The organism is Limosilactobacillus reuteri subsp. reuteri, from assembly GCF_000016825.1.
Classification (GTDB): Bacteria; Bacillota; Bacilli; order Lactobacillales; family Lactobacillaceae; genus Limosilactobacillus; species Limosilactobacillus reuteri.
Map to the genome: position 1 here is coordinate 986445 of NC_009513.1, position 12021 is coordinate 998465.

Sequence of the window (12021 nt, forward strand, 5' to 3'; positions counted from 1 at the left end):
TGGAGAACGTTCATAATAATATTGATCAATTATTAACAAAGTTTTAGGAGAGTGGGACAGTGACAGCACGATACCTAATATTTGAAGATGGCTCAATTTTCGCTGGCGAAGGTTTTGGTTCACCAGCTGTTACTTTTGGTGAGGTTGTTTTTAATACCAGTATGACTGGTTATCAAGAAATCATCACTAATCAGGTTTACAATAACCAAATTGTCGTTTTTACCCAGCCAAATATTGGGAGTTACGGCATTCAACGTAATATTTATGAATCCATTGTACCGACAATTAAAGGAATTATTGTTCGTTCCCTTGCTGATGCTGGAACTAATGATAACGGACGCCAATTGACTCTTGATAAATACCTTCAACAAATGAACATTCCGGGAATCACTAATATTGATACACGGGCAGTAGTTCATAAATTAAGAAAAGCTGGAAAACCATTAAAAGGAAGCATTGTTCCAGTTCCGGATGATCACGCTTTTGACCAGCTTCATGCGACTGTTTTAACGAACCAGCAAGTTGCTCAAGTCTCTACTTCTAAACCATATCCTAATCCCGGAATTGGGCTAAGCGTTGTTGTGATTGACTTTGGATTAAAGAATGGAATATTGCGGGAATTGAGTCGACGAAAATGTAATATTACTGTCTTACCATATACTGCAACGGCTGAAGAAATATTACGATTAGATCCTGATGGGGTTGTACTTTCAAGCGGTCCAGGGAATCCCAATAATGTTCGTAAGTCAGTCCTGGAAATGATTCGTACTGTCCAAACTAAAGTACCAATGTTTGCTATTGGATTGGGCCATGAATTATTTGGAATCGCCAATGGGGCGGATGTCCAGCAAATTCCAGTTGAACACCATGGCATGAACCATCCAATTCATGAAATCATTACTGACCACATTGTTTATGCAACCCAGGCAGAAGGCTATCTGATTAATCGTAATTCAGTTGACCGCTCCCAGCTTTTTATTACGTATGTTGATATGCTTGATAATAGTGTTCAAGGGCTTCGTCATCGTCGTTATCCGGCGTTTTCAGTTCAATTCTTCCCTGATGGTGCACCGGGCCCTGATGAAACTGATGGCTTATTTGATGAATTCGTCGATACAATGAATAGGAGGGGGGATCGTCATTGATGGAAAAGTTGAAATCTGTATTAATTATTGGAGCGGGAGCCAACGATGTTCAGCATGGAGATGAGCTCGACTCTGCTATTTACCAGGTCTCACGCGTTTTTAAACAAATGAAGATAAAGACTATCTTGGCAGACGATAACCCATTTTCGGTAAGCTTAGAAAACGTTGATCACGGTTGCATTGTCCCATTAAAAGTCGAGAGCCTAGTAGATATTATTAATAAGTTTCATCCAGATGCAATCTTGCCTACTTTAGGTAATCGTCGAGCTTTTGAGCTTACCCAAGAATTGCTAGAAAAAGGAATTATTCGTAAAGAAAATATTCAACTGCTAGGGGTTCCTGAAGCAACTATTCGTCAAATTAATAGTGCTGTTTTGCTTGAACGAACGCTTCGACAAATGGAAGCACCAGTTAAGAAAATCGTAACGGTTAATAATTATCAGGATGCTTTGGATGAGGCAACTAAACTAGGGTATCCAGTTATTATCAGGTCAGTATTACCTAAGAGTAGCAGTACGCGTAAAATTGTGCATGATCGAAGTGAATTGGCAGATGCAGTAAAGGTTTGCTTGAGCCAGTCGCGGGCAGAACAAGTAGTAGTTCAGCAAAGTCTTGCCGGCTATAAGGAAATTGAAGTCGTCGTTCAACGTGATAGTTCTGGAACAATGATGATGTTGTCAATGATTGAGGATATGGACCCAATCGGTATCCATGCTGGTGATTCAATTGCCTTCAATCCTGTCCAGACACTTCGCGATCGACAGATTCAGGATATTCGAGATACGGCTTTTGCTATTACCCGCAAATTAAGAATTGTCGGCACGAACCATATTCAGTTTGCCCTTGATACAAACAGTGATCGTTTTTATGTCATTAAGAGCAGTCCATACTTTGATCGAATTACAGCGTTTGTATCGCAGTCGACTGGTTATCCAATTGCCCAAGTAACAGCACAATTATATGCAGGAAAGCATCTGCGGGACATTGATCTTGGTGAAAATTATGTTCATCATGCGGCTCTTATCGAACCAACAATGGATCATATTGCTGCACGGGTTCCAATATGGGGATTCAACGATTTACCAAAAGCTAGTCGTTTACTTGGAACAGAAAAGCGGTCGGTGGGGACGGTTTTTGGTATCGGCCGAAGTACTATTGAAGCACTTTTTAAAGCTATTGAATCCCGTTATCACGAGCCAGCTGACTTTCATCTTGCCGCTCAAAAGCAATTGACTGATGACCAATTAATCGCCAAAATTGTCCACCCCGAAGCAGGCCGACTTTTTGTATTAATTGAAGCAATGCAGAGAGGGTACTCAGTTAATGAATTAGCAGAGATGACAAAGATTGATCCGTTTTATTTTGAACAGATTAATAAAATGCGGTTGTTGATTCGTGAAATTGCTGATCATCCAAATAAAGAGCCGGTTTTGCAAAAAGCTAAGAGTTACGGCTTGAGTAACCAGCTTATTGCAAGACTGTGGAATACTACCCCTGAACAAGTTTATCAGATGAGTATAGACCACCAATTATTGACAAAGTATAAAGAAATCGAACCATCAGCTGGGGAGTTTGATCAGCATACTAATAGTTTTTACTCTGCTTACGAAGAAGAAAATGAAATTAGTCGAACTTCTCAACCAAGCGCTCTGGTGATTGGGACAGGGGGCTTACGATTAGGATTAAGTAATTCCGGTGATTACTTTGTTGCTATGATGTTAAAAGAACTTCATAATGAAGGCTTTAATAATGTTGTGGTAAATTCAAACCCTAGTTCCGTCACTTTTGATCCAGAGTTAGCTGAAAAACGTTATGTTGAACCGGCAACAATTGAAAATATCTTGCAAATATTACGGATAGAGCAACCCCAGTATTTGTTTATTCCCACTAGTTATGATAAGTTACTAAAATCGTTGCAGAATTATGATCTGGATGTAAAAATTGTTATAATTCCAGATGAATTGCCAACTACTGCTGCTAGTAGCGATAGGCAACGTTACTCCTTCAATTATGTCTATGATGGCAATTATGCTTATCCATTAGGAACAATGACTGATCTTTTTTCACCAATTGCGTTAAACTATCAATCCACCGCTTTACGCTACCCGGCTGATCTTCCTTCATCAACTTACCAAAATCTTAATGACCAGGCTAGTATTGCTGTATTAAAGATGGAACAGCCAGGGTTATACCAAGTGATTTTTGAAGAGAATGATGGTGAATTTAATTTAATGAAAGTTCAACCATTATCATTACCAGAAGTATCCTTTTTATCAAAAGCACTTCATATTAGCTTACCAGGAATTTTTACTCAATTATTCACTGGTAAATTCGATAAAATGCTGGAGCCCAAACCGGTATCAGGGATTGTTAATTATCGTGCAACTTTCCCATTTAAGGCATTGCGAGTTAAGGGTGGAATCCCTGCCCGTAATCGAGTCATTGGTGCGCAGATGCAATTTTTAGGAGAATAATTTAGAGATATAAAGGGAGCGAGACAGAAGTCACTTGTGACTTCGTTTTCGAGCCCCCGCAAGCAACAATAGGCCTCTAACGTTCGGTTTTGCCGGACGTTAGAGGCCATTGTTGTACTGCGTATTTGCTTTTTATGAAAGTAACTTAACTTATGTCACAGTCCCTTTTTAGTTAGAAAGTTTATGCGGTGTTACATAAAGTGTTTTCTGACCTGTAAAAATAACAAAGCCAGGTTTAGCTCCGTTTGGCTTATGAAGTCGCTTGACAGGAAGATAATCAACGGGCACATTATCTGAATCGCGACCTTTAGAGAAGTATGCTGCTAACTGTGCGGCTTCTAGAATCGTATCTTCAGATGGGTTTGTTGAGCGGATTACCACGTGGGAACCTGGGATATCTTTAACATGTAACCAAATTTCATTTTTATTAGCAATTTTAAAGCTAAGACGGTCATTTTGCAGGTTGTTTTTACCTACTAAAACCGTAGTGCCATCACTAGTATGGAATTCTTCTGGAGCACTTACCTTAACTTTTCGTTGCTTTTTCCCGCTTTTCTTCTTTTTAATATAACCCTGTTCTTGCAGTTCCAGTTTGATCTCTTGAATATCAGCGGGAGCAGCTAATTTAATCTGGTTTTCAATGTTTTCAAAGTATTTGATTTCATCATTTGTCAGTTTTAGCTGTTCCTTTACATACTCAACAGAGGTTTTGAGCTTATTATACTTAGTAAAGTACTTTTGGGCGTTGCGCGATGGTGATAATTCTGGAGCAAGCTTGATTTTTAGTGGCTTATTATCATCATAAAAGTTAGGAAGTTCGATTTCTTTCATTCCTGGAGTTAATTTACTAAGATAGGTAGTAAGGATCTCACCACAAATTCGGTACTGATCTGCAGTTGCTGCATCTTGTAATTGTTGTTGCAGTTTTTTTACTTTTCGCCGATCTTTTTTTAGCTCATTCTTCAATACCTTTAACACTTGCCCAGCTAATTCTTTGGAACGATCTTGCTCTGCTTTATTAGCATAGAAGGCATCGAGAAGGGCAGAGAGGGAGTCGAAATGTTGCAACTCACCATCAATATTTAATGGAGGGAACACAGCAAATTGAGTTTTTCCATTAGAGTGGGTGATTAATACTGGCTCTGGATTTTCAAAGTGCTTAAGAAAGTGCTGATAGGTAGCTGGTAAATTATCACTTTGCAGTAATTCTGCAGCTAATTCCCGTGCGGAGTCTTTGCCAAATCCTTGATAATGCTCCTGTAACTGATGACTTAATTCTACTGTGTCATCGGTTTGTCTTACAAGATCAGAGTAGACCTGGTTTGGCAAGTAAGGGTTAACTTTATCTTGCTTTGGTGGCATGACAAAGGTAGCACCAGGTAATAACAGGCGAACCCGATTTTGATCTGAGCCAACATGCTTAATGGTGTCAATGATTTTACCCGTCTTGAGATTAACGAGTGAAATATTACTATGCCGGGCCATAATCTCACTCACAAGAACTAATTGTTGACTATCTCCTAATTCATCACGAGTGTCAAAGGTAATTTTGATAATTCGATCATTATCAACTTGTTCAATTTTATTGACGATTGCACCTTCAAGGTATTTCCGCATTGTCATTGTAAAATTAGTTGGAACCGCCGGATTTTTGTATGGGATCTCAGTAATTTGGATTCGTGGGTATGTTGGATTAGCAGAAATGAGTAATGGGTAGTTGTGCCGGTGAGCACGGATCGTAATGATTAATTCTGCAGGGTAAGGTTGACTAACTTTGGCTACCCGACCAGTAGTTAATTTTTGATCTAGCTCATGGACAATTGCATGAGTAAACAAGCCGTCAAAAGACATTAGTGTAGCCTCCTAAATATTATAATTACAAACGAAAATAGCACTATTAATTATACAGTTTTACATCATTAATGAAAAGTAATGTTACTTTAGTGGACATATTTTTAGTTGGTTTAGGGCCGTCAATGTGGTATGCTTTTTGTATTATGTGGGTGAAATCCGCGTAAAAACGCAATTATTTTTAATTATACAAATTTAGAACATGGAGTTGATAAGATGAAAATTGCTGTTGTTACTGACAGCACTGCCTACCTTTCTCCTGAAGAGGCGGCGGCTAATAATATTCATGTTGTCCCAATCCCAGTGACATTGGATGGTCAAACATACCGTGAAGGTGTTGATATTTCCACCAGTGATTTTTATGAAAAGATGGCAAATTCAAGCTCTTTTCCAACGACTTCCCAAACGCCAATCGGCCAATTGATGGAAGTCTACCAAGGATTAGCTGATGATGGGTATGATGCTGTGATTAGCATTCATTTAACACGGGCTATTACAGGATATTTGGATACTGTTGAACAACTTGCTGAACAGATGAAAGATACAATCAAGATCGTGCCAATCGATTCCCACTTAACAGTTAAAATGATGGGATACTTAGCCTTAGAAGCAGCTAAATTAGCTAGTGAAGGCGATGATTTAGATGACATTGTTAAAAAGGTAAAAGAATATCGTGACACCTTTAATAATGTATTTGTGGTAGATGACTTGCAAAACCTTGTTCGTGGTGGTCGTTTATCAAACGCCTCTGCATTTGTAGGCTCAATTTTAAAAATCAAACCCCTCTTGACTATGCATACTCCAACGTATGCCATTGAAGCGTTTGAAAAGGTGCGGTCAATGAAAAAGGCTAAACTTCGCTGTGAGCAAATCTTTGACGAGGATATTGCCAAACTTGACTATCCAGTTAAAGCAATGGTTATTCATGCCAATGTTCCAGAGGAAGGTCAAAAGTGGCTTGATAAACTTCAAGCGGATCATCCTGATATTTCATTTGAGTTAAGTTACTTTGGTCCAGTAATTGGCTCCCACTTAGGACAAGGGGCCTTGGCCTTAGCATGGATGCAAGACACAGCAAAGAAGCCGTTAGCATGAAAAAACAAACTTTAATTAAAACCCTTTTGGCAATTGCTGCGGGTATTTTGATGATATTAATATCATTTACTGGCTTTCAAACCATTTTACCGACCGGCGAGGCGTTTATGCCTTTAGCTGGCGTGATTGCAGTGGGGATAGCAGTTGCATTAGGAATTAATATTGCATTTATCGTGACGCTGGTTAGTGCCATAATCATGATTGTCTTAGGAACTGCCGACTGGGTAATATTAGTCGATTTTATTGTTATTTTGATTGTGGTTGGCTTGATTTTACGCAAACAGGTTCCATTATCTATTGATCTCAATCATTCACAATTATTATGGCTTGCTATTTTTACCGGCTTAGTTCAATTATTCTTTATCTCAATCTTTTATGGTCTAATTGGATTAGTCCTAACGGGGACGCCAACAGGTGGATTAACATTTGTTCAACTAATTATTCCTAACGCATTACTGACAGGATTATTGTATGGCTTCCTAGTAGCACCGATCTCATTGATTTGTCGGTGGGTAGCGCGAAAAGCATTGCATATTGATAATAATCATCATAATGATTCAGGTAACTCTGCAGGCGATAAGCAGGGCGGTTCGATTATTGTCGACTTAAGAAGTGCTAAAAATAAAAAAGATGATAAGTAAGCAAAATGCCATGGAAAAAACATTCGTGTTTCTTCCATGGCATTTACTATTTCCATAAACAATTTACATCTTTGCGTCCCATTCGGCATGAAACTCGTCAAGAAAATCGAGCATTACTTGTTGACGGTGATTTGCAATTTTCTTGGCAGTTTCAGTGTTCATCATGTCTTTTAGGTGTAAGAGCTTTTCATCAAAGTGATTAATGATAGTTTCATTTGCTAAATTACGATATTCTTCCCGGGACATATTATGACGAGGCTTAATAGCTGGATCGTATATTTTTTCATGATGACCACCTCCATAATAGATTGCTCGGGTAATACCAATTGTGCCGATTGCATCTAACCAGTCGGCATCACGTACTATTTGTCCAATGATGGAGAGTTTGACTTCCTCTTTATCTAATGTATGAGCAAAAGAAATATTATTGATGACATCCATAATTATTTTGACTTGTTCATCACTAAAGTCATTTTGCTTTAAGTAATCAACTAATTCTTGTTTAGCTGCCTCAACGTTATCAACTAATTTCTCATCAATTGTATCGTGAAGGTAGGCCGCCACAATCGGCAAAAATGGGTCAACTTTTTCGCCCATAGCTAACCGTTTACTCATTTTTACTACGCGGTTAATATGGTCCATCCCATGACCAGTCTTGTCCTGACCTAATTTTTGAATGGTGTACTCTTTAATGGCAGTTAATTGTTCTGCTTGTTTCATCATAAAACCTCTATTCTTGATTGGTTCTCTAATTATTAAATACTGAATCGCAATTCACGTCAACGTTTTGTAAAATAAGATGTGAGGAGTGGAATGAAATGAACTTATTATTTTCAATTAACGACAAGTTTGTTACGCAATTAGCAACCGTTTTATTATCAATTAAACTAAATACGCAAGCACAAGAATTTAACGTATATGTCTTACAAAAGGACAAATTGAAACGAACTGATGACTTGGAAAGAGTTTGTAAGCAATTAGGAATGAACTATTTTCCGATCAAAGTTAATGATCAATTATTTAACAAAGCACCAGTTACAGACCGCTACCCGACAACAATTTATTATCGTTTACTAGCACACCGTCTTTTACCTCAAGATTTGCATAAGATTTTGTATTTAGATGCTGATGTATTGTGTATTAATGATCTTTCAAGTCTGTATGAGACTTCATTAGATGGATACCTATATGCTTCTGCCATCCATACAAACCTGACGAATACGACAGAGGTTATTAATAAGATTCGTCTGCAAAACTTTGATGCTGACGGGTACTATAATTCTGGTGTTCTCTTGATGAACCTTGATACTATCCGTAAAAAAGTAAAGGATACGGACATTTTTAACTACATCCGTACCCATACACTTCTCCTACCTGATCAAGACGTCTTGAATGCCTTATATGGACGCTATATTAAGTCTGTCCCTGATCAGTTATATAATTTTGATACTCGTAAAGGCGGTATTTACGAAACGATTTCCTTTGGTGAATGGACAACCGATTGGGTAATGCGTAATACTGTGATTCTCCATTATTGCGGGCGTGACAAGCCATGGCTACCAACTAAAAATAGTGGCCGTTACACTGCTTTATACAAAAACTACTTTCAAATGACTAATAAACTTATTAGTGCAGCACTATTACTTTCCCCAGAAGAAGTTAATTAAGATTTTATTGACTTGGGGATTGTGATGAAGTAATTCATGTTTAGCATTTGGTCCGGTAATCTTAACTTCGCGGTATGAACGTGCGCGGTTATTAATAAGGTACTTGAGCGAAAGACAGGAAGCGTTTGAAACTTGGCTATCATTGCCATCTTTTAAGTCACCATAAATATTCAATAATTTAATTTGTCGTGGGTAACGGTGACGTAACGGGAGTAGCTTTTGATAGGAATCATTCATTGCGGAAGGTTTTCCCGTCTTTTTATTCACTGTTAGATTAGCAGGCTCATTCCAGCCGATTGCACCATCAAAAGTTCCAGCCATCGCAACTTGTTTTTGAATTTGCGGAAGGTTATGGTTACCGGCATTAGCAAGGAGAAAATACATAACTGCCATGTTTCCCATGGAGTGCGCTTCAATATTTACCTTTTTAAAATGATATTTAGCTTGCAGTTCTTCAAGAACGTTCTTAACCCATTGACCTTGTAATTCATAATTTGTGCTATGGTTGTCATTGAAATTGACCATCACGAGCGGATTGACAGCGTTATGAGGGATATCTCCTTTAAGAGTAACGGTTCCATCGCCAGCAACATCTGCGGTGATAACTGTTTTTGACACGCCTGCTTTCACAAATCCGTTTACCATATATTCTTCTGCATGAGCACCGCTTCCGTAACCATGGAAAAAGAGAGTGGGGGTAGTAGAGTGAATATATTTATTGGAAAGGTCTGCGTGAATTGGCTTTGCTGCTAGTCCATAAATAATTGTTAGAAAAAGTGCAGTAAATATTGTTAAAGTAAATTTAATAAATTTGGTCATATAAAAACCTTCTTTTTCTTTTTAGTGCTATCATAGCATATTGAAGGGGTAACTTTTAATAGTTAACAGTTGTATTTAAAACGTAAAGTATGTTACAGTATTAGGGTTGTTTAACGAATAACACATCTAATTAATGTAATGAGAAGGGAAGGTAATACGATGCAAATCAAACAAGCCAAAATGGATGATTTAAATCAAATTATGGAAATTCTGCGAGATGGTCGAAACCAATTAGCCGAACAAGGGATCGATCAATGGCAAGGAGATTACCCGAACGAAGAACATATCAAAGAAGATATTGAAAAAGGATTTGCATACCTTGTACAATCACAAGATGATGAAACTGTTGGTGCATTATCAATTGTTGAAGCACCAGATCACTCATATGATGAACTTAACGGTGATTGGTTAATTGACACTGATCGTTATGTTGTTATTCACCGTGTGGCAATTCACTCTAATCATGCTGGAAAAGGATATGCCTCAGCATTATTCACTAGTGTAATTGATTACATTAAGAATAATCGGAAGGATATTAAGACTATTCGGATCGATACTCATGAAGACAACAAGATCATGCAACATTTGATCGACAAAAATGGCTTTACTAAAGTTGGTGAACTTCACGGGGTTTACCGTCCAGAAGAAAATTCATATGTTTACGCCTTATTAACAGGTAATTAAACAATCGAGTAGGAGATAATTGATTAGTTCAATTATCGACCTCTCACACCACCGTACGTACGGTTCCGTATACGGCGGTTCGACAACTTAATCACTTTGAATTGACTGGAGCGTCTTGGACATATTCATAAGTCCGAGTTGTTCCAGTTTTCTATTTGTTAGAGAATAGCTCAAGGTCTTACTGTGTGCAGTTCGCCAGTAGCCCTTGCGGGTACTAGCGAAGACGTATGCATCACGCTGGGACAGCCCCAGCTTCTGTAAGTTAGTTACCTTAGTTTTAAGCTTCTTCCATTGCTTCCAGATATACTGTCTTATTCGGGCCCTCAACCACTTGTCAAGGCGTTGAATAAAGTCAGTTAGTTTCCCAATTGAGTAGTACTGAAGCCATCCACGCATTTTTCGCTGAATTTCTTCAAACATTCTTGTCAGAGATATTCCACGATTACGTTTAGTTAATAACCTCAATGCTTTCTTTACTCGTTGTTGCGATTGTTTTGCTGGACGGGCGTAGGCTCCATTGTGGTCTACACCCAACGAAAAGCCAAGAAACTTTAACCGTAGCGGGCTACCGACTTTGGTTTTATCTGGGTTCACTTTAACTTTCAATCGCTTTTCAAGAAACTGGGTAATGCTTCGCATTACTCGTTCTCCGGCTCGTTGACTTTTAACATAAATGTTACAATCATCCGCATAGCGCACAAAGTGGTGACCACGTCTAGTCAACTCTTTATCCAACTCATTTAGATAGATATTCGCCAGTATTGGTGACAATGGCCCTCCTTGTGGGGTTCCTTTTTCACTCTTAGCGAAAAGCCCATGGTCTAAGACTCCGCTAGTTAGAAACTTACGAATGAGCCTTAGTGTCCATGGGTCATCAATATATTGTTGAAGATACTTAATCATCAAGTCATGATTAACATTATCAAAATAGGCTTTTAGGTCTAAGTCGACAACTCTTCGATAACCTTGATTATAAAGATCTACTACTTTTGCAATAGCGTCGTGAGCCCCACGGTGAGGGCGGAAGCCAAAACTATTATCAGAGAAAACACGCTCAAAGATAGGTGTAAGAATTTGGGCCACAGCTTGTTGAACCATTCGGTCCACCACTGTTGGTATTCCGAGTTTTCTTACTCCACCATTAGGCTTCGGAATTTCTACCCGTTTGACTGGTGCTGGTTTATACTTGCCCTCACGCAAACTAGCGATCAATTCCGTCTTATTTTCTCTGAGATATGGCAGAAGGTCATTGACTGTCATATCGTCAATGCCTGCTGCCCCTTTATTTCTCTTAACTCGCAAATAAGCCTGATTAAGGTTATTGCGGTCCAAGACTAAGTCTTGGATAGTGACACTCATACCTTTACCTTCACCATAATCGGTACTACGCGCCCTTGTGTACTTTCGGTTTTCCAAACCTATCCTCGACAAGCGGTCAGCTTGTTGTTCTGTTTTCTGCGATTGTCGCACCTGATTACACCTCCGATATAAGTTACAAGTTATTGTCGTTCAGTCCTTCATCTGATTACTCAGACTACTATGACCTCGGCTGACTTCTGGCTTACTCAACGCTACATCACTGCACCGCTTGTTTCTGTGGAAATTAAACTTATTCCTCTTGTCGGAAACGTGTAGGCCAGATCTC

General features: G+C 38.8%; 10 protein-coding genes. 6 read left to right on the forward strand and 4 right to left on the reverse strand.

Annotated elements, in window-relative coordinates; translation table 11 throughout:
• Window positions 1–59: 59 nt before the first annotated feature.
• Window positions 60–1145, forward strand: a complete 1086-nt coding sequence (locus LREU_RS04890) for a carbamoyl phosphate synthase small subunit (protein ID WP_003667856.1) — start codon at window positions 60–62, stop codon at window positions 1143–1145.
• A complete protein-coding gene (locus LREU_RS04895; RefSeq protein WP_003673117.1) occupies window positions 1145–3619 on the forward strand; it encodes an ATP-binding protein in 2475 nt (824 codons plus the stop codon). Before LREU_RS04890 ends, LREU_RS04895 begins: the two co-directional genes overlap by 1 nt.
• A gap of 168 nt (window positions 3620–3787) precedes the next feature.
• On the opposite strand, the gene LREU_RS04900 is transcribed toward LREU_RS04895, so the two are convergent.
• Entirely contained in the window at window positions 3788–5470 is a 1683-nt protein-coding gene (locus LREU_RS04900; RefSeq protein WP_003667853.1) for an NFACT RNA binding domain-containing protein, read from the reverse strand.
• Between the two features lie 216 nt (window positions 5471–5686).
• Between LREU_RS04900 and LREU_RS04905 the strand changes: the two genes are divergently transcribed.
• Both LREU_RS04905 and LREU_RS04910 read left to right on the forward strand, forming a co-directional pair.
• Entirely contained in the window at window positions 5687–6565 is an 879-nt protein-coding gene (locus tag LREU_RS04905) for a DegV family protein (protein ID WP_003667851.1), read from the forward strand.
• Complete coding sequence (locus tag LREU_RS04910) at window positions 6562–7206, forward strand: hypothetical protein (RefSeq protein ID WP_003666208.1); 645 nt, start codon at window positions 6562–6564, stop codon at window positions 7204–7206. Before LREU_RS04905 ends, LREU_RS04910 begins: the two co-directional genes overlap by 4 nt.
• Window positions 7207–7269: 63 nt before the next feature.
• Here LREU_RS04910 and LREU_RS04915 read toward each other — a convergent pair whose 3' ends face one another.
• Window positions 7270–7926 carry an HD domain-containing protein gene (locus LREU_RS04915; RefSeq protein WP_011953467.1) on the reverse strand — a complete coding sequence of 219 codons (657 nt, stop codon included), beginning with the start codon at window positions 7924–7926 and terminating at the stop codon, window positions 7270–7272.
• Between the two features lie 98 nt (window positions 7927–8024).
• Here LREU_RS04915 and LREU_RS04920 point away from each other — a divergent pair, with 98 nt between their 5' ends.
• Window positions 8025–8873 carry a glycosyltransferase family 8 protein gene (locus LREU_RS04920; RefSeq protein WP_003667848.1) on the forward strand — a complete coding sequence of 283 codons (849 nt, stop codon included), beginning with the start codon at window positions 8025–8027 and terminating at the stop codon, window positions 8871–8873.
• On the opposite strand, the gene LREU_RS04925 is transcribed toward LREU_RS04920, so the two are convergent.
• Window positions 8847–9692 carry an alpha/beta hydrolase gene (locus LREU_RS04925; RefSeq protein WP_003667846.1) on the reverse strand — a complete coding sequence of 282 codons (846 nt, stop codon included), beginning with the start codon at window positions 9690–9692 and terminating at the stop codon, window positions 8847–8849. The two genes, LREU_RS04920 and LREU_RS04925, sit on opposite strands and share 27 nt — an antisense overlap.
• A gap of 159 nt (window positions 9693–9851) precedes the next feature.
• Between LREU_RS04925 and LREU_RS04930 the strand changes: the two genes are divergently transcribed.
• The gene (locus LREU_RS04930) at window positions 9852–10376 is read left to right on the forward strand and encodes a GNAT family N-acetyltransferase (RefSeq protein ID WP_011953468.1); all 525 of its coding nucleotides are present in this window, start codon (window positions 9852–9854) and stop codon (window positions 10374–10376) included.
• An 87-nt stretch (window positions 10377–10463) separates the two neighbouring features.
• On the opposite strand, the gene ltrA is transcribed toward LREU_RS04930, so the two are convergent.
• Window positions 10464–11846 (reverse strand): group II intron reverse transcriptase/maturase, encoded by a 1383-nt coding sequence (gene ltrA, locus LREU_RS04935; protein WP_003666987.1) that lies wholly within the window; start codon window positions 11844–11846, stop codon window positions 10464–10466.
• Window positions 11847–12021 lie beyond the last annotated feature (175 nt).